Source organism: Marinomonas flavescens, assembly GCF_004352835.1.
Classification (GTDB): Bacteria; Pseudomonadota; Gammaproteobacteria; order Pseudomonadales; family Marinomonadaceae; genus Marinomonas; species Marinomonas flavescens.
In genome coordinates this window covers 42,386-67,810 of sequence record NZ_SJSB01000017.1, presented here as the reverse complement: position 1 = coordinate 67,810, position 25,425 = coordinate 42,386, and the positions used below count along the sequence as shown (strand labels likewise).

At 43.9% G+C, this 25,425-nt stretch carries 23 protein-coding genes; 6 read left to right on the top strand and 17 right to left on the bottom strand.

The features are described from left to right. Positions 1-70: 70 nt before the first annotated feature. From hepT to E0D70_RS14955, 5 genes are all read right to left on the bottom strand, one after another. Positions 71-889, bottom strand: coding sequence for a type VII toxin-antitoxin system HepT family RNase toxin (hepT, locus tag E0D70_RS17590; protein WP_207923278.1), 819 nt, complete (start codon positions 887-889; stop codon positions 71-73). Between the two features lie 161 nt (positions 890-1,050). Further along, positions 1,051-2,877 (bottom strand): glutamine--fructose-6-phosphate transaminase (isomerizing), encoded by a 1,827-nt coding sequence (gene glmS / locus E0D70_RS14970; RefSeq protein ID WP_133013086.1) that lies wholly within the window; start codon positions 2,875-2,877, stop codon positions 1,051-1,053. Between the two features lie 58 nt (positions 2,878-2,935). Further along, positions 2,936-4,306 carry a bifunctional UDP-N-acetylglucosamine diphosphorylase/glucosamine-1-phosphate N-acetyltransferase GlmU gene (glmU, locus tag E0D70_RS14965; protein ID WP_133013085.1) on the bottom strand — a complete coding sequence of 457 codons (1,371 nt, stop codon included), beginning with the start codon at positions 4,304-4,306 and terminating at the stop codon, positions 2,936-2,938. Positions 4,307-6,575: 2,269 nt separating this feature from the next. Further along, positions 6,576-7,025 (bottom strand): REP-associated tyrosine transposase, encoded by a 450-nt coding sequence (locus tag E0D70_RS14960; protein ID WP_133013084.1) that lies wholly within the window; start codon positions 7,023-7,025, stop codon positions 6,576-6,578. A 657-nt stretch (positions 7,026-7,682) separates the two neighbouring features. Beyond that, positions 7,683-8,588: a LysR family transcriptional regulator gene (locus E0D70_RS14955; RefSeq protein ID WP_133013083.1), complete on the bottom strand. Its 906-nt coding sequence runs from the start codon at positions 8,586-8,588 to the stop codon at positions 7,683-7,685. Between the two features lie 162 nt (positions 8,589-8,750). Between E0D70_RS14955 and E0D70_RS14950 the strand changes: the two genes are divergently transcribed. Beyond that, positions 8,751-9,344 (top strand): FMN-dependent NADH-azoreductase, encoded by a 594-nt coding sequence (locus E0D70_RS14950; RefSeq protein ID WP_133013082.1) that lies wholly within the window; start codon positions 8,751-8,753, stop codon positions 9,342-9,344. 137 nt (positions 9,345-9,481) lie between these two features. Here the strand turns inward: E0D70_RS14950 and E0D70_RS14945 are convergent, their stop codons facing one another. Continuing rightward, on the bottom strand, positions 9,482-11,653 hold the full coding sequence (locus tag E0D70_RS14945) for a Tex family protein (RefSeq protein WP_133013081.1): 2,172 nt from the start codon (positions 11,651-11,653) through the stop codon (positions 9,482-9,484). Positions 11,654-12,014: 361 nt separating this feature from the next. Here E0D70_RS14945 and E0D70_RS14940 point away from each other — a divergent pair, with 361 nt between their 5' ends. After that, positions 12,015-12,413, top strand: a complete 399-nt coding sequence (locus tag E0D70_RS14940; RefSeq protein WP_133013080.1) for an H-NS histone family protein — start codon at positions 12,015-12,017, stop codon at positions 12,411-12,413. 74 nt (positions 12,414-12,487) lie between these two features. Here the strand turns inward: E0D70_RS14940 and E0D70_RS14935 are convergent, their stop codons facing one another. From E0D70_RS14935 to E0D70_RS14910, 6 genes are all read right to left on the bottom strand, one after another. Continuing rightward, a complete protein-coding gene (locus E0D70_RS14935; protein ID WP_133013079.1) occupies positions 12,488-13,168 on the bottom strand; it encodes a Wzz/FepE/Etk N-terminal domain-containing protein in 681 nt (226 codons plus the stop codon). Positions 13,169-13,199: 31 nt separating this feature from the next. Then, positions 13,200-13,964, bottom strand: a complete 765-nt coding sequence (gene trmB / locus E0D70_RS14930; protein ID WP_165942915.1) for a tRNA (guanosine(46)-N7)-methyltransferase TrmB — start codon at positions 13,962-13,964, stop codon at positions 13,200-13,202. 112 nt (positions 13,965-14,076) lie between these two features. After that, the gene (locus E0D70_RS14925) at positions 14,077-14,487 is read right to left on the bottom strand and encodes a DUF423 domain-containing protein (RefSeq protein WP_133013078.1); all 411 of its coding nucleotides are present in this window, start codon (positions 14,485-14,487) and stop codon (positions 14,077-14,079) included. 107 nt (positions 14,488-14,594) lie between these two features. Continuing rightward, on the bottom strand, positions 14,595-15,581 hold the full coding sequence (locus E0D70_RS14920) for a WD40 repeat domain-containing protein (RefSeq protein WP_133013077.1): 987 nt from the start codon (positions 15,579-15,581) through the stop codon (positions 14,595-14,597). Then, entirely contained in the window at positions 15,553-16,023 is a 471-nt protein-coding gene (gene rsd, locus E0D70_RS14915) for a sigma D regulator (RefSeq protein ID WP_133013076.1), read from the bottom strand. Before rsd ends, E0D70_RS14920 begins: the two co-directional genes overlap by 29 nt. A 154-nt stretch (positions 16,024-16,177) precedes the next feature. Continuing rightward, positions 16,178-16,678 (bottom strand): disulfide bond formation protein B, encoded by a 501-nt coding sequence (locus E0D70_RS14910; RefSeq protein ID WP_133013075.1) that lies wholly within the window; start codon positions 16,676-16,678, stop codon positions 16,178-16,180. Positions 16,679-16,816: 138 nt separating this feature from the next. Between E0D70_RS14910 and E0D70_RS14905 the strand changes: the two genes are divergently transcribed. After that, on the top strand, positions 16,817-17,239 hold the full coding sequence (locus E0D70_RS14905) for a flagellar basal body-associated FliL family protein (protein ID WP_133013074.1): 423 nt from the start codon (positions 16,817-16,819) through the stop codon (positions 17,237-17,239). A gap of 126 nt (positions 17,240-17,365) precedes the next feature. Here E0D70_RS14905 and E0D70_RS14900 read toward each other — a convergent pair whose 3' ends face one another. The 4 genes from E0D70_RS14900 to E0D70_RS14885 form a co-directional block, all read right to left on the bottom strand. Next, entirely contained in the window at positions 17,366-17,650 is a 285-nt protein-coding gene (locus tag E0D70_RS14900; protein ID WP_133013073.1) for an oxidative damage protection protein, read from the bottom strand. Positions 17,651-17,759: 109 nt separating this feature from the next. After that, positions 17,760-18,935 carry a chromate efflux transporter gene (gene chrA / locus E0D70_RS14895; RefSeq protein ID WP_133013072.1) on the bottom strand — a complete coding sequence of 392 codons (1,176 nt, stop codon included), beginning with the start codon at positions 18,933-18,935 and terminating at the stop codon, positions 17,760-17,762. Positions 18,936-19,056: 121 nt separating this feature from the next. Further along, entirely contained in the window at positions 19,057-20,112 is a 1,056-nt protein-coding gene (gene mutY, locus E0D70_RS14890; RefSeq protein WP_133013071.1) for an A/G-specific adenine glycosylase, read from the bottom strand. 44 nt (positions 20,113-20,156) lie between these two features. Then, the gene (locus E0D70_RS14885) at positions 20,157-22,361 is read right to left on the bottom strand and encodes an AsmA family protein (RefSeq protein ID WP_133013070.1); all 2,205 of its coding nucleotides are present in this window, start codon (positions 22,359-22,361) and stop codon (positions 20,157-20,159) included. Between the two features lie 240 nt (positions 22,362-22,601). Here E0D70_RS14885 and hisB point away from each other — a divergent pair, with 240 nt between their 5' ends. Genes hisB through hisF form a run of 3 tightly spaced genes read left to right on the top strand, consistent with a single transcriptional unit; the run spans position 22,602 to position 24,668 of the window. Next, positions 22,602-23,195: an imidazoleglycerol-phosphate dehydratase HisB gene (hisB, locus tag E0D70_RS14880; RefSeq protein WP_111637746.1), complete on the top strand. Its 594-nt coding sequence runs from the start codon at positions 22,602-22,604 to the stop codon at positions 23,193-23,195. A 9-nt stretch (positions 23,196-23,204) separates the two neighbouring features. Further along, positions 23,205-23,885 carry an imidazole glycerol phosphate synthase subunit HisH gene (gene hisH, locus E0D70_RS14875; protein ID WP_133013069.1) on the top strand — a complete coding sequence of 227 codons (681 nt, stop codon included), beginning with the start codon at positions 23,205-23,207 and terminating at the stop codon, positions 23,883-23,885. A 9-nt stretch (positions 23,886-23,894) separates the two neighbouring features. Continuing rightward, a complete protein-coding gene (hisF, locus tag E0D70_RS14870) occupies positions 23,895-24,668 on the top strand; it encodes an imidazole glycerol phosphate synthase subunit HisF (protein WP_133013068.1) in 774 nt (257 codons plus the stop codon). Between the two features lie 158 nt (positions 24,669-24,826). On the opposite strand, the gene E0D70_RS14865 is transcribed toward hisF, so the two are convergent. After that, positions 24,827-25,333 carry a hypothetical protein gene (locus E0D70_RS14865; protein ID WP_133013067.1) on the bottom strand — a complete coding sequence of 169 codons (507 nt, stop codon included), beginning with the start codon at positions 25,331-25,333 and terminating at the stop codon, positions 24,827-24,829. Positions 25,334-25,425 lie beyond the last annotated feature (92 nt).

Sequence of the window (25,425 nt, the reverse complement as noted above, 5' to 3'; positions counted from 1 at the left end):
AACGACGGGTGTAGGGTTTGGTCATGGGTTGGACTCCGTTATCGGTTATGAGATGAAAACGGAGTCCAGTTTAGAGTGCGAAAAGATGGGATGAAATAACGGCGTAGAATGAACGCTTACGCACTATCTCTGGGTCTATATTAAGGTAGTCATGTACTAGGGCGTTTCGTAGCCCTATCACTTTTCGCCAGTTTTTTAATTCATCGAGATTCAGGATGCTTCGCTGCGAGAGCGTTTCAAATGACTGGTAAGCTTCTGCAGGACTTGTTCCTGTTAACGCTTTAGAACAATGTTTTGCTATGCCGATTGCGGCTTCAATACTGACTTGAAGGTTGCGTTCACAAGCTCGATATTCAAAGACGGACAAATTGCGTGTGATTAATATGTGTTGCAGCTCTTCTAGCTCCAATTGGTACGTTTTGGTACTGGATCGAACGGAGGTGAGGTAGCAAGAATCGACTATTAGTGATTTATCAAAATGTTTGAAATGATAATGGTAGTCAAGTTCAGCCTTAGACATGATAACACTCTCAGCCATTAATCTAGCATCATGACTTTCACAATAAAGTAAAATCCCTGAGATGGCGTTCATCGCCAATGGCACTGGAACCATTTGGATGTCGACAACACTGATAGACGCTTCAGGCATATTCAGCCGCTTTGTCCAATCTAATGACAACAATTCTGGGCGTAATCGTCTCTCTAATGGGTCGTCTATATGGCTATTAAACAGCACGGCAAGATCGTAATCACTAGCACTATGGTGGGAGCCTTTGGCGCGAGAGCCATATATCCATAAAGCCGTTACACTTTCATTTTCAGAAGCCAATCTGATCAAGGATTGTTCTGTCGCATTTCCTACTAAAAGTCCTACCAAATGTTCTACCAAAAGTCTCTCCACATACGATTAGTGAGGGCAAAGAATAGCATCTGAACAAGCTATTTAAGCACATGTTACTTTTTACAGTATGACGTCGTTTTGGTAGATTATTGCCACTTAATCTTCCTTCTTTTTATACTTACAGAAGGAAGATTATCGTGAGGGGCTTTTTATTCGACCGTTACGGATTTGGCTAAATTTCTAGGCTGATCGACATCGGTGCCTTTTACAACGGCGACGTGATAAGACAAGAGTTGCAGCGGTATCGTGTGTACGATGGGTTCTAGTATCTCTTCTACTTTAGGCACTTCGGTAAAAATAATGTTGTCTTCATTATGAAGGTTGGTGCTTCGGTCGGCGAAGACGTATAACTCGCCACCACGGGCAGCGACTTCTTGCATGTTGGATTTTAGTTTATCCAGCATACCGTTATGCGGCACCATGGTGATGATTGGCATGTCTTCATCGACAAGCGCCAATGGTCCATGTTTCAGCTCTCCAGCAGGATAAGCTTCGGCATGTATGTAAGAAATTTCTTTCAGTTTCAAGGCGCCTTCCAGCGCAATCGGGTACATAGCACCACGACCTAGGAACAAGGCATTGTGCTTGTTCGCAAAGCGATCTGATACTTTCTGAATATGCTCATCTTGTAACAAAGCGGCGTTTACATATGCAGGCAACGAGCGCATAGCTTGAACCAGTTCTTTTTCTCGCTCGGCAGACAGGCCGTTTTCTACGGCAATCGCGACACTGGTAATCAATAAAGCGGTTAGCTGGGTCGTAAAGGCTTTCGTTGATGCAACACCAATTTCAGCGCCTGCTCGGGTCATTAGGGTTAATGCCGATTCACGTACCAATGTACTAGACGGCACGTTACAAATAGCCAAGGTGGTTAAGTAGCCTTGCTCTTTTGCTTTACGAAGGGCGGCTAACGTATCCGCGGTTTCACCAGATTGAGACAAGGTTAGGAAAAGCGTATTTTTTGGCACGGCAACTTTACGGTAACGATATTCACTGGCGACTTCTACGCTGCACGGTAAGCCCGCTAAGTCTTCTATCCAATATTTTGCGACAAGACCGGCGTGATAACTGGTACCACAAGCAACGATATGAATATTCTCTACCTCTTTTAGGAAGCCAGATTCCGCACCAAAGCAGCTGGTTAGCACTTTGTTTTCACTGATTCGGCCTTCCAAACAAGCCGCGATAACACTTGGCTGCTCGTAGATTTCTTTCATCATGTAATGGCGATATTCGCCTTTATCGGTAGCGTCTACGTTGTGGTTAAAGACATTGACTGGGCGTTCTTGTTGCTCGCCTTGTTGATCATAAATAACCACATTGTCTCGTGTCACTTCGACGACATCACCCTCTTCCAAGAAGATGAATTTGTCTGTCACGTGCAAAAGTGCCAATTGATCAGACGCAACGAAGTTTTCTTCGATACCCACGCCAACCACTAAAGGGCTACCTTTACGAGCGGCAATAAAACGCTCTTTGTCGGTTTTATTTACCACCGCAATGGCAAACGCGCCTTCTAGCTGAGTCAATGTCGCTTGAACGGCTTTTAGTAAATCTGGCTGTGTTTTAAGTTCATTATGAATCAAATGAACAATCACTTCGGTATCCGTTTCTGATTTAAATTCGTAGCCTTTGGCTTTTAATTGGCTGCGCAGTATTTCATGATTTTCAATAATGCCGTTATGCACTAGGGCTAAATCATCGCCAGAAAAATGCGGATGTGCATTGGCTTCTGTTGGCTTGCCATGAGTGGCCCAACGAGTATGAGCAATTCCCATCATGCCATCTAGAGGTTCTGCGGCGAATTTGTCCTTTAGCGCCTGCACTTTGCCTACTGCACGGTGAGAGAAAACCCCTTGCTCGTTATTAATAGCAATACCTGAAGAGTCATAGCCTCGGTATTCTAGGCGACTTAATCCTTCAATAAGGATTTTAGATACATTACGGCGAGCAATCGCTCCCACTATTCCACACATGTGTACTGTCCTTCGATTCTATTTGTTAAAAAGAACGCGGTTCTTTTTAATGGCTGGCTTATTTAGACGTTTTTTTAGTCGGTTTAGGCCAATTGTCTTTTGCGGTCTGACGAGCTCGGCCTAAGGCCAGCTGATTAGACGCTACATTTTTGGTGATGGTTGACCCGGCGGCAATGGTCGCACCGGCGGCAATACTGACAGGGGCGACTAACGCAGAGTTAGAACCGATAAACACATTATCGGCCACTTGGGTCAGATATTTATTCACGCCATCGTAGTTACAGGTAATCGTACCAGCACCGATGTTGACGCCTGAGCCCATTTGCGTGTCGCCAATGTAGCTAAGGTGATTGACCTTGCTACCTTCACCAATCACGGCTTTTTTGGTTTCGACAAAATTGCCAATTTTGGCTTTATTCGCTAATTGCGTACCAGGGCGAAGTCGAGCAAACGGGCCGATATCGCAATTCTCGCCGACTTGGCTATCGTCAATCAGTGTGTTGCTTTTAATAATAGTGCCTTTGCCTATAGTGCAGTCTTTTAGATGGCAATTTTGCCCTATTTCAACGTCATCACCGATCACCACTTTGCCTTCAAAGATACAGTTAATATCGATAACAACATCTTGCCCAGTGGTTAACTCTCCGCGCACATCAATGCGAGAAGGGTCTAATAAAGTCGCGCCATTTCTCATAAGGTCGTCGGCTTGCTGACGCTGTAGAACGCGCTCTAATGCGGCCAATTGCACTCGATCATTCACACCGGATACTTCAGTTTCAGAAGACGGCTGCACAGTGACTATGTCGACACCATCGCGTGCTGCCATGGCGATAATATCGGTAAGATAATATTCCTGCTGGGCGTTGTTATTGGTTAATGCCGCCAGCCATGTTTGCAAATGCGCGTTCGGCGCCAGCAAAATACCCGTGTTTACTTCTTGGATTTTTAACTCTTCGTCATTAGCGTCTTTTTGCTCAACAATGGCCGTAACCTTGCTGTCTGCATTACGCACAATGCGGCCGTAGCCTGTTGGATTGTCCAAAGTAACGGTCAACAACACCAAGGAATTAGGTGTCGATAAAGACGTCATTTTTTCCAATGTACTGGCTTGGATCAAAGGCACATCGCCGTACAAAGTTAGCGTTGAGCCCTCTTCTTGCAAATGAGGTGCGACTCGTTTCAGTGCATCGCCAGTACCTTGAGGATCGTTTTGCCAAACAATATTGGCCGAAAAATCCTGACATTTTGCAGCGACATCTTCACCTTGATGCCCAACAATAAGATGCAAAACAGCATTTGGCAAAGAACTCGCAACCGTTAGCACCCGTCTTACCATAGGCACTCCAGCAATGGAATGCAGCACTTTAGGAAGCTTAGATTTCATGCGGCTGCCCTTACCGGCAGCGAGGATAACAATATCCTGCGTCATAGATCGTCCTTGTTTTAGACGTTTGTTTAATAGAATGAAAATAATTGTGCCTATTAAACCCCGAGCACCACATCAGCTCAACCATAATTGTCATAAAAAAAATGACAATTAAAAATAAAAGTCGATATTAGAATCGACACAACAGCTTCTTATAGGTTGGTTTTGGGCTAATGACTGGAGAATGTTTGCATCCAATCATAGGTTAAAGTCAAAATGATGGGGGATGGTTTTGTCTCGGGTCTTGTAGGTTAGCCTTTAGGCTAATAACTGGAGATTGTTTAAATCCAATCGTCGGTTAAAGTCGAAATGATGGTGATGGTTTGTTAGTTGAAAAAATAGTCATGTTAATCACAGGTGTCTCGTCTGGTTGGTTTTATTGGCACAGTGGTCATCAGCCTAAAGGCTGACCTACAAGTGACAGATCAAGTGCAAGGGCAAGTTGGTTGAATCAGGTTAATCCTGAATGTCAGGTCTTGTAGGTTACGCCTTTAGGCTAATAACTGGAGATTGTTTGAATCCAATCGTCGGTTAACGTCGAAAATGATGGGTAATGGTTTTGTCTCGGGTCTTGTAGGTTAGCCTTTAGGCTAATAACTGGAGATTGTTTGAATCCAATCATAGGTTAAAGTCAAAATGGCAGGCGATGGTTTTGTCTCGGGTCTTGTAGGTTAGCCTTTAGGCTAATAACTGGAGATTGTTTGAATCCAATCGTCGGTTAAAGTCGATATGATGGGTGATGGTTTGTTAGTTGAAAAAATAGTCATGTTAATCACAGGTGTCTCGTCTGTTTGGTTTTATTGGCTCAGTGGTCATCAGCCTAAAGGCTGACCTACAAGTGAAAGATCAAATACAGGTTGCTTGAGTCTCGTGAATCACAGGTGTCAGGCTGTCTTGTCTCGGGTCTTGTAGGTTACGCCTTTAGGCTAATAACTGGAGATTGTTTGAATCCAATCGTCGGTTAACGTCGAAAATGATGGGTAATGGTTTTGTCTCGGGTCTTGTAGGTTAGCCTTTAGGCTAATAACTGGAGATTGTTTGAATCCAATCGTCGGTTAACGTCGAAAATGATGGGTAATGGTTTTGTCTCGGGTCTTGTAGGTTAGCCTTTAGGCTAATAACTGGAGATTGTTTGAATCCAATCGTCGGTTAAAGTCAAAATGGCAGGCGATGGTTTTGTGTCGGGTCTTGTAGGTTAGCCTTTAGGCTAATAACTGGAGATTGTTTGAATCCAATCGTCGGTTAAAGTCGATATGATGGGTGATGGTTTGTTAGTTAGAAAAAAGAATCATGTTAATCACAGGTGTCTCGTCTGTTTGGTTTTATTGGCACAGTGGTCATCAGCCTAAAGGCTGACCTACAAGTGACAGATCAAGTGCAAGGGCAAGTTGGTTGAATCAGGTTAATCCTGAATGTCAGGTCTTGTAGGTTACGCCTTTAGGCTAATAACTGGAGATTGTTTGAATCCAATCGTCGGTTAACGTCGAAAATGATGGGTAATGGTTTTGTCTCGGGTCTTGTAGGTTAGCCTTTAGGCTAATAACTGGAGATTGTTTGAATCCAATCATAGGTTAAAGTCAAAATGATGGGGGATGGTTTTGTCTCGGGTCTTGTAGGTTAGCCTTTAGGCTAATAACTGGAGATTGTTTAAATCCAATCGTCGGTTAAAGTCGAAATGATGGTGATGGTTTGTTAGTTGAAAAAATAGTCATGTTAATCACAGGTGTCTCGTCTGGTTGGTTTTATTGGCACAGTGGTCATCAGCCTAAAGGCTGACCTACAAGTGACAGATCAAGTGCAAGGGCAAGTTGGTTGAATCAGGTTAATCCTGAATGTCAGGTCTTGTAGGTTAGCCTTTAGGCTAATAACTGGAGATTGTTTGAATCCAATCGTCGGTTAAAGTCGAAATGATGGGGGATGGTTTGTTAGTTGAAAAAAGAATCATGTTAATCACAGGTGTCTCGTCTGGTTGGTTTTATTAGAACAGTGGTCATCAGCCTAAAGGCTGACCTACAAGTGACAGATCAAGTGCAAGGGCAAGTTGGTTGAATCAGGTTAATCCTGAATGTCGGGTCTTGTAGGTTAGCCTTTAGGCTAATAACTGGAGATTGTTTAAATCCAATCGTCGGTTAAAGTCGAAATGATGGGGGATGGTTTGTTAGTTGAAAAAAGAATCATGTTAATCACAGGTGTCTCGTCTGGTTGGTTTTATTAGAACAGTGGTCATCAGCCTAAAGGGCTGACCTACAAGGTCTCATCTGGGCGCTCCAGCCTAAAGATAAACGGAGTCCCAAAAGGGGTAGTTTCTAACACTATTAACCAATTTTTTACGAAGTGGGTTAGCGACTATATATCTGGCTATATTCTTCCTGTCATCTTCAGTTCGAAGCGCTCTATCGTAGAATCTCGTTTGCCAAATTCTGCCATTGGAGTTTCTAGAATGATTAAGAATTTTAGCGCTTCTTCCTTTTAATGATCCTATCACGACCGAGAGGTCGGTTTGCGAATCTAAACGAAGCAATCCATGAAAATGATCAGGCATGAGCACCCAAGCTAACCAAGTACATTGATGGTTGATTTCGTTCACTTCTATTTGCTGACAGAACAAACATGCTAATTTGAAATCCTGAAAATAAGTGCGATTACCTTCTGTTTTAAAGGTTATAAGATATTCACCCTGTGATTTTGAATATCTACCTTTTCTTAAGTCGTTCCATGACATAAAGCATCCTTTTTTATAGTTCCCATTATTTTATTGTAGACGAAAATTAAAGTCGAAATGATGGGCGATGGTTTATTAGTTGAAAAAAGAGTCTCGTGAATCACAGGTGTCAGGCACCTTGTCTCGGGTCTTGTAGGTTACGCCTTTAGGCTAATAACTGGAGATTGTTTGAATCCAATAGTCGGTTAAAGTCGAAATGATGGGTGATGGTTTGTTAGTTAGAAAAAAGAGTCATGTTAATCACAGGTGTCTCGTCTGTTTGATTTTATTGGCACAGTGGTCATCAGCCTAAAGGATGACCTACAAGTGACAGTGCAAGACCATGTCGATTTTCACAAGTGTCTCGTCTGTTTGGGTTTATTGGCACAGTGGTCATCAGCCGCTCTTTTTCAAGGTAAGCAGACCTACAAGTGAAAGATCAAGTGACAGTGCAAGACCATGTCGATTTTCACCGGTGTCTCGTCTGGTTGGTTTTATTGGCACAGTGGTCATCAGCCGCTCTTTTTCAAGGTAAGCAGACCCACAAATGACAGTGCAAGGTCAAGTGCACAACCCCCTCCAGCTCCCCCTTGAAGATAAGGGGGAGAGTTAGTGCAAGGCCGTCTCGATTTTCACTGGTGTCTCGTGTGGTTGATTCGTGTATCCCGTGGCTTTTGGCTAGAGGTTTTTGTTTGGGCAGAGGTTGCATTCTTTTTGTAGGAGTTCGACGAGTAGTCTGGCGGCGGGGCCGGTGCGTTCGCCTTTGCCGAAGATGGCGTACATGTAGAATGCTCGTTCGCCGCCTGAGACTAGGTTGAGTACTTTTAATTTTCCGTTTTCTAGTGCTTCTTTTAGGTCGGCTTTTGGTAGCCAGGCGAAGCCAATTCCGTTGCTTACAATTTCTAAGGATGATTGTATGCTGGATACGGTCCAGCGGCGTTCGGTGCCTAGCCAACCTGAGTCGATGGGGGTTTCTACGGCGGAGTCACGAATGACCAGTTGCAGTTCGCGGCTCAGTCTTTCGTTATTTATTGGTAAGGTTTCTTGATGCAGGGGATGCTCTGCCGCTGCGACGGCGACCATTTCAACTTCTACAATGGGGTCGGCAAGATACCCTTTTGGCACAATACTGCTTAAGACGAGGTCTGGATGCCCTTGTTTCAGTGCTTCAAGCCCGCCACTCAAGACAACTTCTTTCAGCTGCACTTGTGTGCCTTGGCTTTGTGGTTCAAACGCTTTTAATGCGTTTAATAATGCCGGGGTTGGAAACGCTTGATCGACGACTATTTCTAGTTCTGGTTCCCAGCCTTGACCTAAGGTATTGGCGAGTTCTTCGAGATTGACGGCTTCTTTAATTAGATGCCTTGAGCGACGTAGTAGCACTTCTCCACGTTCAGTTAATTTTGCTTTACGCCCAGCGATAACCAATAAAGGGTAGCCTAGTTGCTCCTGTAACTTGGCGACTGTGTAACTGACTGACGACTGACTTTTGTGTAACGCTTCTGCGGCTTGCGCAAAGCCACCTTTGTCGACAACCGTCTGCAATACTCGCCATTGTTCCAATGTTACTCGAGGTGCTCTCACTGCTCATTTCTCTTTGTTGATTCAGACAGTATATATATCGTATTTTTCGATTAATATCTGCTAAATAATGCGCTTTTTTATCGAATTAACTGCCCTTAATATAGCCACATCGAAATAAATCGCTGAATCATTCAGCTTAACGACTTTATTGGAGAACCCACTATGGCTACTTTATTACGCATTGATTCCAGCGCTTCTGGCGATAACTCTAAATCTCGCCAGCTCACAAATGAGTTTGTGGAGGCATGGTTAGCAAAAAATCCAAATGGTGAAGTCATTGTTCGCGATGTAAATGCAGAACCTCTTCCTCACCTCACGAGCGAAACATTGGGTGCATTGTTTACTCCTGCAGAAGAACGTTCACCAGAACAGCAAGCCATCGTTGCCATTGGTGATGGATTAATCGAAGAGTTGGAAGCCGCTGATGTGATTGCGATTTCTGCGCCTATGTATAACTTCGGTATTCCGTCTACCTTAAAGTCTTACTTTGATTACATTGCTCGCGCTGGCCGTACTTTCAAATACACTGAAAATGGCCCGGTTGGTTTAGTAAACAAAGACGCTTATCTTTTTGTTGCGAGTGGTAGCTTTTTGGCAGAGACAGCCATGGATCATCAAGTGCCTTACTTGAAAACCTTCTTGGCTTTTATTGGTGTGAATGTAAAAGAAACTTTTATCGCAGGCGGACAAGCTCTGGGTGAAGCAGGTGCTGACGCTTTTATAAAAGCAAAAAGCGATATTGCGGCTGCGCTGTAAACAGGGTTCACAATATTGGCTTTGCTGGCGACTATTGAGCATTACCAACCGATTGGGTGTTTCGCACCCAATCGGTTTTTTCTGTAATAGTTTTTTAAGCCAGCACTTTATAAGCCAGCGCTTTATAGGCCAGTAACTTATAGACCAGTGGCTTTTAAGCTGATTCTTTTTCGTTTCTCATCGACTTCCAGTACAGTGACTTTTATTACCTGCCCTACTCGCACTAGGTCTCTTGGGTCTTTTACAAAGCGATCGGCAAGCTGTGAAATATGGATCAAGCCATCTTGATGCACACCTATGTCGACAAATGCGCCAAAAGCCGCGACATTGGTGACAACGCCTTCTAATGACATCCCCTCAACCAAATCAGACATCGACTGGACACCTTGATCAAACTCGGCATAACGAAACTCTGGACGAGGGTCGCGGCCAGGCTTGGCCAGCTCTTTTAATGTATCGTCAAAGGTATAACGGTCAACACCAGAAAAGTCAGCAAACTTAAGTTGTAGCTGATTAATCGCCGACACGTTGCCTAATAAGCTCTGGATCTGCATGTTCATCGCTTTCGCCATGGTCCGTACCAGCGGGTAAGACTCTGGATGCACGCCAGAGCTGTCTAACACCTCACAACCTTCTAATACTCTTAAAAAGCCCGCACATTGTTCAAAGCCTTTGGCGCCTATGCCTTTCACTTTTAACAACTCTCCACGAGATTCAATACGGCCTTTTTGGCGGCGGTAATCAATAATATTTTGCGCCATACGGTTGGATAGACCCGCGACGTACGACAATAATGACGCCGAGGCGAGATTCACATCCACGCCGACTTTATTTACACAGTCTTCTACGACATTAGCCAATGAGCTCGCCAACTGCGCTGGCTTTACATCGTGCTGATACTGTCCCACTCCGATGGCTTGAGGATCGATTTTGACCAGTTCCGCGAGCGGATCTTGAAAACGTCGAGCGATAGAAACTGCGCCACGAATGGTGACATCCAAATCGGGAAATTCGCTGATCGCAACATCAGATGCAGAATACACCGATGCGCCTGCTTCGCTAACGACTACGGCGCGACAAGACAACCCTTCTTTTTCAATAAGCTGATTGGCGAGCTGTTCTGTTTCTCTAGAGGCGGTGCCATTACCAATAGCCAACCACTCTACATTATGTTGCGTAATGTAATTTAGAAGTGATGATATGGCTTTTTGTTTTTGTGCATCAGAAGTAAATGGGTAAATAACACCATGATCAACAACCTCTCCGAATTCATTAATAACGGCGAGCTTAACACCATTACGAAAACCTGGGTCCACGCCTATCACTCGATGAGGGCCAGCTGGAGCAGACATTAATAAGTCATTAAGGTTGTTTGCAAAAACATTAATAGCACCCTCTTCCGCTTGTTCTTTTAAAACAGAGAAAATATCACTTTCAAGTTTAGCGCTTAGCTTTTTCTCCCATGCCAAGAACAAATATCGTTTCTGATTGACACTTAACTTACATAAGGCAGCATTTCTTTCTACTTGCGGGCTGAAAATAAATGCCAAGTGATCCAGATTTAACCGAGACAGATCCACCGTTTCATTTGGTAGATTAATACTCAACTTTAAAATGGCTTCTTTTTTACCTCGAAATAACGCTAATAATCGATGAGAGGGTATCTTTTTAACCGCTTCACTATAATCAAAATAATCTCTGTACTTCTCACCTAGGTCTTTTTTGCCTCGCACTAATTTACTTTGCACTTCGCCTATGGATAACAATAAAGAACGCCCTTGCTTCAGAAGTTCCGTATCCTGAGATAAAGTTTCTATAATAATATCTAATGCGCCCTCTAAGGCTTTTTGAACCTCCATCTCCAGTGAGTTGTTCTTCATCCATTGAACTAGGTCCTTAGGCTGCTCAGATAGCGTGCCTGCCCACAAGTCTTCTGCCAGGGGTTTTAATCCAATTTCTATCGCTTCAGACGCTTTGCTTTTACGCGTTGTTTTGAATGGTGCAAAAATATCTTCTAATTCAGATTTTGTAATTGCTTGGTTAATTTTTGTTATCACGCCTTTAGGGCAATCAGGTTTATTTTCAAGTACTGTTAAAATAGACATTCTGCGTTTTTCTAATTCAACAAGATATTGCCAGCGTTCATGAAAACGCCTTAAATCCACGTCTAACATTCCACCTGTACTTTCTTTTCGATAGCGAGCAATAAAAGGAACCGTCGCCCCTTCCTCAAACATGGCTAATATATTTCGGGAATATTTTTCTTGTATAGAAAACTCTCGGCTTAATGTATTTTCAAGACGTCTCATTATTTACCCTATTTTTTACACTTTATGTAAGTTTTAATAGATTATTAAATTCGCATATTTGGTTTTTTTTCATTAGAATTCACAGGTGAAACTTGAATTGTCATGAATATTGTCCAAAATGTATTTGATAGTATGTCTCTCACATGGATGGACAGTTATCTTTCTTACGATTTAGATAACAATACAACAATTACTTTCATCCTAATACGCAAAGAAAAGAAGAAAGTTAAACAATTTCTTAACAAGAAGTCGTTCAAACAAGTAGTACCGTTTCGACACTTATTGAGTGTAAGGATGAATCTCTTTATTCGGTGTAGTACAAACAACAACCCGTTCTTAACAGATACATTAGAGGATACTTATGAGTTTATTACTTGAATTAGCAGGCAATAAAGCAAAAGCACGTGCAGCAGCAAAAGAATTAACAGTTGCTCAGCTTGAAAACCTAATCGCTGGTTTTACTAACGCATTAGAAAAAGTGAAAGAAGAAGAAGAAGCTCGTCTTGCTGAAGAAGCTGAAAAATCAGCACGCGCAGAAGAAATTGCTCAACTAATCGCTAAAAGCGGCCTGACGATGGAAGAAGTGGCTTTATTAAGCACGCCAAAAAACAGCGCTAACAAAGGCAAAACTGTTGAGCCTAAATACCGTTTAGAAGCCAATGGCCAAACTCACGAATGGACTGGCCGTGGCCGTACGCCTAAAGTATTCCAAGAATACTTTGACGCTGGTAACAGCCGTGAGAGCGTTGAAATTAAATAGTTTCAACTTCTTATGTTTAATAAAAAAGCGGCCTTTGCCGCTTTTTTATTATCTGTACTTTACACCAATGCAATTTAACGCCTGCTTTTTAGCTCAGCAACAAACTTTTTCATCAATACTGCAAACACGCCCAACATACCACCCAACAACACACTAATCACAAGAATCAAAGCCGTTTTAGGTGATTTTTTCTGTACTGTAGGTGTTGTCAACGTTAATGCTTTCACCTTGCCATTTTCGACCTGATAGATCAGTCGCTTAGCATGTAAAACACTTTCTGCTACTGTTTCGGTACTGCGTAAATCTGAGGACAAACTATCTATCATAGTGATATTTTCTTTGGCTGCCTGTAAAAAAGACTGAGTTAATTTCTCATTTGCTTTTTCCAGCTCAGCGGAGTAAACACCCATACTTTGAGGAGATGTGCCATCAGCTATTCTTAGTGTAAGTGCATTATTTTCAGCACTCCACCCAGATATCTCTCCAAGATATTTTTTAAAAACAGTCGCATCCAAGCATGTCTGATTATTCCCACAAAGATTAAACGACTCATTTGAGTAGAGGTTTACAGTGTAGCCAGCCGATACAGAAACATGAGTTTTAGCGACAACTTTAACGTAAACAAAGCCCAGACAAAAACAAACAACGACAAAAGCCAGTATGAGCATTTTTCCTTTCCAGAGTTCTAGAATAAGCTCTACTAAGTCGATCTCATCATCATTTTGGCGCGGTTTAGCACTTTGTACATCATTCATTCTCTCATCCTTTAGCAATTATGCAGTTTTATTACTTGGTATAAATCAAATCCCAAACACCGTGACCAAGTCGTTCACCACGTTGTTCAAATTTTGTTAATGGACGCCATTCAGGTCGAGGATGATATAAGCCTTTGCCTGCTGCATTCGTATAATTTTCCTGTAATTCCATGACTTCTAGCATATGCTCGGCATAAGGTTGCCAATCGGTTGCCATATGAAAGTGACCACCCTCTCGAAGTACGTTAGCCACTTGCTGGGCAAATAATGGCTGCACGATGCGTCGTTTGTTGTGTTTTTTCTTGTGCCAAGGATCTGGGAAGAATAATTGGAATGCGCTCGCGGCTTGCTCTGGTAAGCAGGATGCCATTACTTCAATCGCATCGTCACAATAAACTCGAAGATTTTTAAGCCCTTCTTCTTGCGCTAACATCATTAATTTTGCCACGCCTGGGGGATGCACTTCGATGCCAATAAAGTCTTTTTCAGGGGCGTTTTTGGCCATTTCAGCCAAGGATGTACCCATTCCAAAACCCACTTCGATGACAACGTCAGACTCACGACCGAAGATCGTTTGATAGTCAATTCTGCCATCGGCTAGCTCTAGGCCATAAAATGCCCAGTTAGCGTCATAGTTTTTTTGCTGGCCTTCGGTCATACGGCCGCCACGCACAACAAAACTACGAATAGTCCGTTTTTTGATTGGCGCTTGATTGTCTAGTTCTTGGCTATCTAGCGCTTGATTATCTAGCACTTGGCTGTCTTGTTCTTGATTGTCATTCATTGGATCTTGCATGGTTTTGATTCATACCACTTTAGCGGAAACAGTCTATCGAACGTTTTTTGATCGACGGTGAATTTTGGCGGCTATCCTACCGGAATTTAGCCTTTATGTCCTGTTTTACGTTCTACTTTGCGCCCGGTTTGGCATTAGGCTCATTATTACGATGCCACTGCCATAGGGATTTAGTCAGAAAAAACCAGCCGACGAGATAACACAATCCACCAATCGGGGTAATTGCACCAAGCCATAGCACTCCTGTTAGCGCCATCACATATAAGCTGCCGGCGAAAACCGTATTGCCGATAACAAAAAGCGCAATAATTCTTTTAGCTGAAGGCAAGTAGATCGTTAGAGCCGCGACTAACAGCCCGGCTAATGCATGATACATAAGATACTGACTGCCGGTGTGCCACCAGCTTAAGGCTTTTTCATCTAACACTTTGGTTAGGGCATGAGCACCAAATGCTCCTGCCGCCACGGACACAAAACCTTGAAAAGCGGCCAATGCGGCCCATTTAGCAGGAAAGGAAACCATAAACTATTAATTCCAGTAGATTCGTTGTTCTAATGTTCGCTGTTCTAATCGCTTGGTTATTTCAACACTTTCGTTATTTCAGCACTCTCTCTATTCCAGAACATTTACTATTCCAGAACATTGAGATAGCCATTACTGCCAATGGCGTAATAACGCCCATCTTTACCAAAGGCTAACGCCAATACACTTGAGCCAGTAGGGCGGAGCGTGTCTTTCAGATACAAATCCCACTCTTTTACTGTTTCTCCCGAACTAATATTACGCAGTGAAACACGTCGATTCACACCGCCGACTAGGAGGCTTCCATCATTCTTAGAGAAGACGGCTTGGCTAATGGTATTTTGACGCCTTTCGAGGTCGCCCGTATTAACGGTGGCGACTTCTTTACCGGTTAGCGTTGACCAGACTTTCGCGTTGCCTAGTTGTGCGGCACCAAAAGCGTATTTCCCGTCAGCCGATAACGCCACGGTTGAGATTCGGTTACTCAAGCGCCATGAGAATTTCTGTTTGCCGGTTTGAGTATCCCAAAGAATAACTTGATGTTTGTCGTCGCCAGTTAATCCTAGCGAACCGTCGGGAGTAACATCCACTGAGCGAACGATGGCTCCAGTGCGAAAGGTTTGTTTGATACCGCCATTTTTAACATCAAAATATCGCGCTGTCTGATCATCCAATCCGACTAACGCGAAGTCACCATTATTGGTGAGTTTTAATGCTTTTATATCGCCCGGCGTGTTCCAAAAACCGGCAGAATGGCCATTACTGGTATTCCATAAGACTAAGGTGCGAGCTGAACCTGTTGCGGCAAAAGCATTAGTCGGATCAATATCGACACTGGTTAATGAAGTGTATTCGCCTTTGGCATGATTCCAATTATAACGACGGTCGTTTAATGCTGTCGTCCAATAGCTACCGCCATGTTGTATCGAACCAATCACTGCGGCACTACCATCTCGGCTTAAGGCCGCCGAATACAGACCTTGAACCGCATATTCTGCGGTTCTTTCAGGTGATTTAGCAGAACACGACAGCAGTAATACTGACGTGGAGACAACAACACACAGCTTAAGCGCCTTGTTCACTATGGGCTTCATGGAGTTCCTTGATTAATCTATCTTCGTACTCAAAACGTTCTTCCATAATGGCACTCAAGGCTTGCAGCGAAAATGGCAAAGCTTCTAGTTGAGCATTACAGTGATCTTTCGTGTCATATTTATCGTGAAATTCAATGGCGAGCTGCGTGGTATGGTCGATCTCAGGTAACAGCATTTTCAATAATTTTACGGCGCTGGCATCATGAAAATCTTTGGCTTCTAAGGCTAACTGCTCGTAAACAGTAAAATGTCCTACAGAAACGTAGTCAACTAGTTGTTCGCAAAACGCTTGGATTTTAGGGGTGTCTGTTGGTGTGCATTCACCTCGTTCGCGTAAGTACATCCCCGCTTCAATCAGTTGACGGCGTTGTTCTAACCAACGATCAATGATCACATGCACTCCGCCCCAACGCTCTTGTGCTGTTTTACATCGCTCTAACATAGCGTGACTCCATTCTTGCGCTAACGAGCGACGGTAACGCCTCTCGCTAATGGTAAGTAAAAGATGTACTTGGCTTTTTATCTAGCATATTCCGAACGATTATCCCCTGCAAGCGGCTCAAATCACGGAATTGTAACGTTTCGATTCTTTATGATTAACCCTTGTTAACCCTACGAAACGCAATAAAACCATTAATAATAGCCATGCCTAGAAAAGCAATGAGAGTCCAACCCGGAATACTTAGACCTAAGAAAGTCCACACAACTTCACCACAATCTCCCGTGCCCATAATCATGGCTTTAGCAACATCCTGCCAAGGAAATGCATCTATCATATAACTCAAGCCCGGTAAGCAAGCGGGTAAATCATCAATAGGTAAGTTCTGTAAATACAAATGGCGAATAGCCAGTGCCGCTCCTAATAATGACAAAATGACGACAACAATAGACAACCACTTTCTTAAACGTTGGCTAGACATGATCGCTGAAAACAACGAAACAACACCGATTATTAACAAGACTATGCGCTGCAGCATACATAATGGACAAGGCTCTAACCCCATTTGATATTCCATGTAAAATGCCACACCCAGCAAAATAAAAGCAGCAAAACCAATAACACCATGAAAACGACGAGCTGAAAAAATAGTAAACATATAGAGCCTTCACATTCTGTCTTTTAAAGTTGAAATAGTTAGTAACGACGATGACAATATAGGAAAGTTTAAATTCCTACTGACATACGACTTTAATGACAGTTAGTATACTGACTATTAAAATGAGTACGAGACCAAATGATGTCACCGATAACAACTTTAAAACAATTTTTTGCACTGAGCTTGATACTTGCCTCTTTATTTAGCAATTTCACATTGGCTGCAGACGACGAAAAACCGAATCAACCCGCTTACGTAGAACTCACCCCAGACTTTATTGTAAATTACACAACCGCCAGCAGCCGTCTTAAGTACATTAAAACCAGCATAACCTTACAAACAGATAGCTCTCATGAGGCCATCATTCAAGCCAATATGCCACTCATCAGAGATGCTTTAGTGATGTTTTTAAGCTCGCGTACCGATGCTCAAGTCTCTGGCGCTCAAGAAAGAGAAAAGACCCGTGAAGAAGCCGCGGTGGCAGTAAACATCGCACTCAAGAAAGAAACCAATCAAGAGCCAGTCAAAAGTGTGCTCTTTGGTAGTTTCTTGACGCAATAAATACTCCTATAGAAAACCCCAGTTATAACCAAAAAAAGCCCGATTAAGTCATCTTAATCGGGCTTTTTAATGTTATCAAAAAGTCGTTAGTAAATAGCCGTTGTTAGCAAATAGTGGCTAGAAACGTTATAACTCGACGATATCGTCTGGGCTAACATAGCCTGTTACTTTATCTGTCGGCTCATTATTGAAAAACTTATCCATCTGCTCCATCACGTACTTACGAGATTCCGGCAGCATTAAATTAAGTTGTTTTTCATTAATGATCATGGTTTGCAGCATTTGCCATTCTTGCCATGCCTGCTTAGACACAGTTTGTAGAATCTCTTGCCCTCTGGCGCCAGGTAAGGGTGCGCGGTCTAACGCTTCCATGTCTTTTTGGTACTTTTTGCAAAAAACAGTGTTCGACATAAGAATAACTCGCGATTTAAAAAGGATGCTTTTCATAATGGCGTTAAAACATCAAAAATCAAGGTCTGTCACTGCAAGCATCCTCTCGAACCAAAACGCGAATACAAATTTACAGATAGCTACGCAGCACGCCGACCAAAATAAACGCGATAATCAACAAGAAAATCGAAGGGCGCTTAAACTTAAGCCATAAGAAACCCACCAGCACACAAGCCAGATCCCAACCATTGAACACGCTAGAAGAGGCAATTGGGTGATACAAAGCGGCTATCAAGATCCCCACTACCGCGGCGTTCACACTGCCTACCGCAGAGCGAAAGCGTACATTCGTCGACAAGGTTTGCCAGACATTTTGCCCACTTAGCATCAACAACAAGCCAGATGAGAAAACCGCCAAGGTCGCCACCGCAGCCCAAAGCCAATCATTCGTCCCACTCGGAGCCACCGCAGCGCCAAGAAAACTCGCCATGGTAAACATAGGGCCGGGCACCACTTGCGCAGCGGCATAGCCTAATAATAGATTTGAGTCTGATACTGTATCGGAGACAAACGCCGACAACATCGGCAGCACCACGTGACCGCCACCAAAGACCAAGGCGCCCGCTTGATAAAAGCGCGCAAACACCCCTAATAAACCACCATCGACAAAAAAGCTCGCCCCAAATATCCCCAGCGCGATAACCAAGAGCCAATAACCAAAACGTACCTTGGGTAAAGCTTCAGTATGTTCTGCTGTGGCTACTGGGCTCAACATACCCACTACAGCGGCCAACAACAAGACCACAAGACTGGCCAGCTCAAACGGTGAAAAAGTTATAAAAAAAGCACTTAATAGTGCCACCAGCATCATGCTTTTACGCTGGCAAAATGAGCGCCACATAGTAAGACACGCATCCGCTACAACCACCACAGCCAGTAACTTCAAAGTGTGCACAACACCCTCAAATAACACACTGCCTTGCCATGCCTGACCAAATTTAGCCAACAACACCATGACCACAAAAGAAGGCAAGGTAAAAGCCAAAAAGGCGGCCAGACCACCCCCATAGCCACCACGATGATAGCCGATTGCAAAACCCACTTGACTCGACCCTGGGCCTGGGACGATTTGACTTAATGCCACCCACTGAGCAAATTGAGACTCTGTTGCCCACTTTTTACGCTGCACAAACTCCTGATTAAAGTAGCCTAAATGCGCCGCCGGACCACCAAAACTGGTTAATCCTAGCATCAAAAAAGAAACAAAAATGTCCCTAAGGTGCTTAAAATATGACGTGTTATCCATTACTTTCGATTCCAATTAACGACGCTCTAAAAGAAATACGCCTGAAATAAAGGTTACTTAAATAAATATCGCTTAAATAAATGTCGCATAAATAAGAGCTAACCACTGTCTAATAAAAACGTTAACTCTTATTCATATTGTCTAAAATACTGCGGACTGGCGCTGGTAAACCCAGAGAAAACGCTTCATTCAATGAAAACCACTGGTATTTTCCGGGCTCAAATACAGCGCCAATGGGGCCAATCTCAACTCGGCTTGGCTCAATATCCAAATGGTAGTGACTAAACGTATGACGAAAAGCATTTAACGGGACTATCGTATTGGTGTTTGTTTGAAAACGCTGCTCAACGTGCAAGACAACACTTTCTTCACTCGCCAATTCAGGCAAACTCCAGAGCCCACCCCAAATACCCACTTGTGGGCGCTTTTCCATCAATACTTGATTATCGCTATTCACTAGCACCAACAATTGCAAACTTTTCTCTGGCTTAGCGGCTTTCTTAGGTTTACGGATAGGAAATTGAGCTGGGTCTTCGCTACGTCGCCCCAAGCAATCGGCTTGCAAAGGGCAAATCAAACATTGCGGTTTAGAGCGTGTGCATAAGGTTGCCCCTAAATCCATCATCGCTTGGGTATAATCGCCACAGCGTTCGCTCGGCATATAATGCTCGGCCAATTCCCACATGGCATTTTCGGTTTTCTTTTCACCGGGCCAAGTTGGTACTGCATGAAAACGCGCCAACACTCGTTTTACATTGCCATCTAAAATAGCCGCTTGAACACCACGAGAAATCGATAAAATGGCGGCAGCCGTTGAGCGCCCTATTCCTGGTAACTCGCAGACGCCTTCGACGCTTTGCGGAAACTCGCTATCCAATTCATCTACTAGCATCTTGGCGGCTTTGTGCATATTGCGGGCGCGAGCGTAGTAACCCAAGCCACTCCAATGAGCCAGCACCTCGTCCTGTTCCGCGGCGGCTAGCGCCTCTACGGTTGGGAACGAGGTCATAAACTTATGGTAATACGGAATGACCGTAGTGACTTGGGTCTGCTGTAACATGATCTCTGAGATCCAAACACGGTACGGTGTTTTGTTTTGCTGCCATGGCAGACTTTTACGCCCAAATTCGTCGAACCACGCTAATACACGGGGCGCAAAGTTTTCTACTGCTTGCATTCATTTCTCACACTGTTGTTTGGGCTTTAATAAAGTCTTATGGCCTAGAACAAGCTTTTCAGCTTATCTTTTAATTTCTCTTTCAATTTGTCTTGTGCTTCGTCAGCCTTAGCCTTTGCTTTCTCTTTCAATTCTGCTTTAGCAAGGTCGGCAAATATATGACCAAAACCTTTTATATCTGGGCGACATAAGCCCGCTGGATCATCACTGAATTTCCCTTTACAAACAACAGGAAAAGCCAAATCCGTTAATGTTTTATTGACTCGACAAGCGTGGTCTAACTCACTCCCTGCTATGGCAACATTGACTTGATAATCTAACGATTTATTCACCAGAGAAACGTCACCATCACCGGTTACCGATACACCGGCTGATGTCATCACTAGGCCAGGGGTAGAGACATTTCCGTTAACAATATGAATAGGAAAATTCATACTTTCAAATGGCGTATTGGCAGAGAAATTATTGCCCGACAAGGACTCGTTACGAATGGCTGCAATGCCTTGGCAAACTGTCTTGGTTAAGTTCATACCGTTCAGGGTGCCATTGGTGATTTCGGCTAAAAAGTCTCCATTTAAACTCGACATCAGAGCATCTACTTGATTGCCCTTTGCACTTAACTCACCTGTTAATGAGGTGGTGCCTGAGAGCTTATCAAGGTCCATAAAGTCCTTAAGCAATGGCTGAATTTGAATACCTTGTACACGCGAAGACACATCCAGTTTTGGCGTATTGGTACGAGCGTCGTACGTCGCATCAACGGTGGATTTGCCTTTGTATAAACTTACCGCAGCAGGCGATATGTGCACAACGCCATTGCCCATGGTGGCATCTAGGTTCACGCTATTCAGTTGCAGCTTTTTCACGGTTAGATTTTTAAATTCAAAGCCGAGATGACCGTTTAAAGAACGCACTAGATCCAACGGAACAAGGTCTGCGGTAGCAGCATCATTGGATCCTGATGACGTAACATCGCTGTTAGACGGTGTTGCAGCGACTGTTTTTGCACTACTTTTGCTGTCTTTAGGGTCTGCTGGAGGGGGTAAATAACGATCGATATCAAGGTTTTCACCGGTAATGTTAGCATCCCAACGAAGCGGTGATAGTTCTGCAACCAGATTGGCTTGCAGGTTGGTGTCATCCAACATGAGCGACATCGGCTGTATAACAACCTTGTCTGTACTGCCCTCTATTTTCACGTCTCCACTGGCTTTGCTCAATACTGAGTTATCAGCCATGTCTGGAATAGTAATATGCAGCTGTTTTAATACATCGCGTGGATTAAATTCCTCAACGGAAACAGACGCTGTGTATTGTGGATCGCTAAGTACTTGATACATTTTAACTTTTGCATTGAGATTGACACCCAATGTACTGAGTGACATGCCATCCATAAATAAGTTTTCTTGTGGTATGTCCATGTCCACTTGTTTTATATCTACATTGGCTTTCAATGGACTAGCAGGCAGAGCGTCGCCTTGTAATTCTGTCGACAACGACATGTTTGCTAACGAAAACACTTCACGCTCAGGAAACACGGTTAACTTAGCGGTTAGCTTGCTAGAGATGGTTAATGCATTTTTTCCATTCAGATCACTTTGTTTGATGACTGCGTCCATCACCATTGGCCATGCTTTATTCCATTGCACATCACTTAGGTTAACATTGAACGTAGCGTCTATTTTCTGATTGGTTTTTGCATCTCGATAAACGACCTGTGCGTTATCAATCTGTAATTTATCTAACTTAATATCTGGGATGACTGATTTTTTAGCCCCTGATGACGTTGCTTGGTAGGCGTTTGACGTTTGGCTATTCGCGACACTAGGCGTGGTCTTATTGGTGTTTTTTGACGCTGGCTCAAAAGATCGCTGCCAGTTTCCTCGTCCTGATTTATCTACACTCAAATTGGCTTTAAGGTTAACCAAGCGAACTTGATCCACTTGGATAGACTGCTTTAATAAGGGCAAAATCGCGAGGCCGAATTCAGCACGATCAAATTGAAGTATCTCTGGGTCGTCACCCATAGCAACGCCTATATCATCTAATTCTATGCCGAGCCAAGGAAAGAAGGACCACTGGATATCGCCATCGATACGAAGATGTATGTCTGCTTTTTCTAACGCGACTTTCTGCAATTCTGTTTTAAATGAAGCAGAATTTACAAAATACAGAGCATAAGCCAATATTGCAGCCAGCAATACAAACAGCACACCGATTACTATTCCGATTCTTTTTAGCCATGTCATAGACGTAAATCCTTAAATCCAGTTCGCTTATTTAGTTACATAATAGCACTCGAACCCTAGGTTTATCGATCCAATAGCAACAACTCATCAAAAACGGCGTGTAAAGGATAGAAGCCTGAGACCCCTCGTTCTATAATGGCGACCACTATGCTTTTCAATGGCAATTTTAAACGGCACTCAAAACCGACTGCCTAACCCGTGATGACTACGCGTCACGATTCAACGTGGAGAACACAATCAATGTCCGACCGCATTGCTAGCGTCGAGCGTAATACGCTTGAAACTCAGATCAAGGTATCCATTAATTTAGATGGTACTGGCAAATTTAATTGCTTCACGGGTGTGCCTTTTCTTGACCATATGCTCGAACAAGTCGCTCGCCATGGCTTGATCGACTTAGATATTCACGCGGTTGGTGACCTTCACATTGACGCTCACCATACGGTAGAAGATTTGGGCATCACCTTGGGCCAAGCATTTGACATTGCCGTGGGCGACAAAAAAGGCATCAAACGTTACGGCCACGCCTACGTGCCATTAGACGAAGCGCTTTCTCGTGTGGTGATCGATTTTTCTGGTCGTCCAGGCTTAGAAATGCACGTACCTTTTACGCGCGGTTCTGTGGGTGGTTTTGATGTGGACTTGTTCTCCGAGTTTTTCCACGGCTTTATCAACCACGCCAAAGTCACTCTGCACCTAGACAACCTTCGTGGTAAGAACACTCACCACCAAGCGGAAACCATTTTTAAAGCATTTGGTCGTGCCTTACGCATGGCGCTAGAAGTGGACGAGCGCATGGCAGGTCAAATGCCATCGACAAAAGGCTGTTTGTAGGATTTTTGCATGAATGACGTTAAAAAATCGGTAGTTGCCGTTATTGATTACGGCATGGGCAACCTGCACTCGGTCGCCAAAGCATTAGAATTTGTTGCGGATGAAAACACCCAAGTGGTCGTCACCAGTGACCCTGCGGTGATTGATGCCGCAGACCGTGTGTTATTACCCGGTGTCGGTGCGATCCGCGATTGTATCGGTGAAATGTACGATGCCGGTTTAGTCCCCAGTATTCGCAAAGCCATGGCCGAAAAGCCCTTTTTGGCGATTTGTGTCGGTATTCAATCTTTGATGTCCCACAGTGAAGAAAACGGCGGAGTCGATTGTTTAGACCATTTCAAAGGCAATGCGCTTTTCTTTGGTGAGCAACACAAAGACCATGACGGCAGTAAGTTAAAAGTGCCACACATGGGCTGGAACCAAGTTAAGCACACCATTGATCACCCTTTGTGGAAAGGTATTCCAGACAACGCACGTTTTTATTTCGTACATAGCTTTTACGTTGTGCCAGAAAATAAAAGTGAAGTAGCAGGGACCTGTGATTATGGTTTGGAGTTTTGCGTGGCCTTGTCTCGCAACAATGTTTTTGCGGTGCAATTCCACCCAGAAAAAAGCCATAAAGACGGTCTCCAACTATACAAGAACTTCATTCACTGGGATGGTAAGCCATCTTTGGCCAACAACGATTAGGAGCCTGTTATGGGATTAGCAAAACGTATTATTCCTTGTCTTGATGTGGACAATGGCCGAGTCGTAAAAGGCGTTCAATTTCTCGACATTCGAGACGCTGGCGACCCAGTTGAAGTGGCCAAACGCTACAACGAACAAGGTGCTGACGAGATCACGTTTCTCGACATTACCGCCAGCTCGGATGATCGCGCGACCACGGTTCATATGGTGGAAGCCATTGCCAGTCAAGTATTTATCCCTCTCACCGTGGGTGGTGGCATTCGCACCTGTGAAGACATTCGCCGTATGCTGAATGCAGGCGCGGACAAAGTCGGCATTAATACGGCGGCGGTGTTTAATCCTGAATTCGTTCGTGAAGCCGCTCAGCGTTTTGGCTCGCAATGTATTGTGGTGGCGATTGATGCGAAAAAAGTTAGCGCGGAAGGGGAAACCGACAAGTGGGAGATCTTCACCCACGGTGGTCGTAAACCAACCGGGCTAGACGCTGTTGAATGGGCGAAGAAGATGGTCGAGTACGGCGCCGGAGAAATCTTGTTAACCAGTATGGATCGCGATGGCACCAAAAATGGCTTTGATCTAGGCGTAACGCGCGCTATTAGCGAAGCAGTTCATGTGCCTGTTATCGCCTCTGGCGGTGTCGGCAATCTAGATCATCTTGTTGATGGCGTTCTTGAAGGCAAAGCCGATGCGGTGTTGGCGGCGAGTATTTTTCACTTTGGCGAATACAGCATTCAGCAGGCTAAAGATCGCATGAGCGACGCCGGTATCGAAATGCGCCTATAAGGTGTCACCTTTAAGCGCTGGTTATTGTTGAACGCTAATGGATAAACGCTAGCGGTTTGCGTTAGTGACTAAGTATTAGCTATTACGCCCATTAAAAAGGCGACTTTCTGATGAAGGTCGCCTTTTTTATTAAACTTGTCTCGTCTATTTTCTGTTGTCTAATTATTCACCGACGGTGTGAGTTCGTTTGGCGACATCACATTAAATTCGAACCAAATATCTTGTTCATTTCCATTCGTTTCAATCAAGGTTGCTTTCACTTGCCAGGTTACTTTCTGCTTCTCTGACTTTGGTAAGCGAATATTGCCGCGCCATTCAGTCGGCGCAGGCTTTTGCGTTAACATTATTGAGCTCACACCCATGTAGGTGTCTTTACAGCTTAGCGTTAATCGAACGGAGTTGGTTTTATTCGCTAAGTCTGGCGGTAAAGAAATAGACACAGGAATAGAGGTATTAACATGAATACCATTATCAAAAGCCAAAATAGCGGGCACGTCTTCGCCTGGCATAGCCACAGTGCATTCATGCTCTGTTTTATCACACTGGCCGATACTAGAAGTATCTCTTTGAGGCAGAATTCGATCTACTCCCCACGTTAGTGCCACTATAATAAGCAGCGCGAACACCAGCCAAAAAGCTATTTGTTTTAATCTAACGGTCATCATGTTTTCTCAAAATCGTCAGTCTTTAACAATGAATGAACCACCTATTTTACCGACTGGGCAATACAATAACTACCAAGGACTAAGGAGTGATT

Coding starts and splice junctions, on each gene's coding strand:
- E0D70_RS14960 (WP_133013084.1), bottom strand. CDS start 7,025: ATGTCATGGAACGACTTAAGAAAAGGTAGATATTCAAAATCACAGGGT.
- hisH (WP_133013069.1), top strand. CDS start 23,205: ATGAATGACGTTAAAAAATCGGTAGTTGCCGTTATTGATTACGGCATG.
- rsd (WP_133013076.1), bottom strand. CDS start 16,023: ATGTTAGAGCGATGTAAAACAGCACAAGAGCGTTGGGGCGGAGTGCAT.
- mutY (WP_133013071.1), bottom strand. CDS start 20,112: ATGCAAGCAGTAGAAAACTTTGCGCCCCGTGTATTAGCGTGGTTCGAC.
- E0D70_RS14935 (WP_133013079.1), bottom strand. CDS start 13,168: ATGAATGATGTACAAAGTGCTAAACCGCGCCAAAATGATGATGAGATC.
- E0D70_RS14865 (WP_133013067.1), bottom strand. CDS start 25,333: ATGATGACCGTTAGATTAAAACAAATAGCTTTTTGGCTGGTGTTCGCG.
- E0D70_RS14940 (WP_133013080.1), top strand. CDS start 12,015: ATGAGTTTATTACTTGAATTAGCAGGCAATAAAGCAAAAGCACGTGCA.
- E0D70_RS14900 (WP_133013073.1), bottom strand. CDS start 17,650: ATGTCGAACACTGTTTTTTGCAAAAAGTACCAAAAAGACATGGAAGCG.
- E0D70_RS14945 (WP_133013081.1), bottom strand. CDS start 11,653: ATGAGACGTCTTGAAAATACATTAAGCCGAGAGTTTTCTATACAAGAA.
- hisB (WP_111637746.1), top strand. CDS start 22,602: ATGTCCGACCGCATTGCTAGCGTCGAGCGTAATACGCTTGAAACTCAG.
- E0D70_RS14905 (WP_133013074.1), top strand. CDS start 16,817: ATGATGTCACCGATAACAACTTTAAAACAATTTTTTGCACTGAGCTTG.
- glmS (WP_133013086.1), bottom strand. CDS start 2,877: ATGTGTGGAATAGTGGGAGCGATTGCTCGCCGTAATGTATCTAAAATC.
- trmB (WP_165942915.1), bottom strand. CDS start 13,964: ATGCAAGATCCAATGAATGACAATCAAGAACAAGACAGCCAAGTGCTA.
- glmU (WP_133013085.1), bottom strand. CDS start 4,306: ATGACGCAGGATATTGTTATCCTCGCTGCCGGTAAGGGCAGCCGCATG.
- hisF (WP_133013068.1), top strand. CDS start 23,895: ATGGGATTAGCAAAACGTATTATTCCTTGTCTTGATGTGGACAATGGC.
- E0D70_RS14920 (WP_133013077.1), bottom strand. CDS start 15,581: ATGAAGCCCATAGTGAACAAGGCGCTTAAGCTGTGTGTTGTTGTCTCC.
- E0D70_RS14950 (WP_133013082.1), top strand. CDS start 8,751: ATGGCTACTTTATTACGCATTGATTCCAGCGCTTCTGGCGATAACTCT.
- chrA (WP_133013072.1), bottom strand. CDS start 18,935: ATGGATAACACGTCATATTTTAAGCACCTTAGGGACATTTTTGTTTCT.
- E0D70_RS14885 (WP_133013070.1), bottom strand. CDS start 22,361: ATGACATGGCTAAAAAGAATCGGAATAGTAATCGGTGTGCTGTTTGTA.
- E0D70_RS14910 (WP_133013075.1), bottom strand. CDS start 16,678: ATGTTTACTATTTTTTCAGCTCGTCGTTTTCATGGTGTTATTGGTTTT.
- E0D70_RS14925 (WP_133013078.1), bottom strand. CDS start 14,487: ATGGTTTCCTTTCCTGCTAAATGGGCCGCATTGGCCGCTTTTCAAGGT.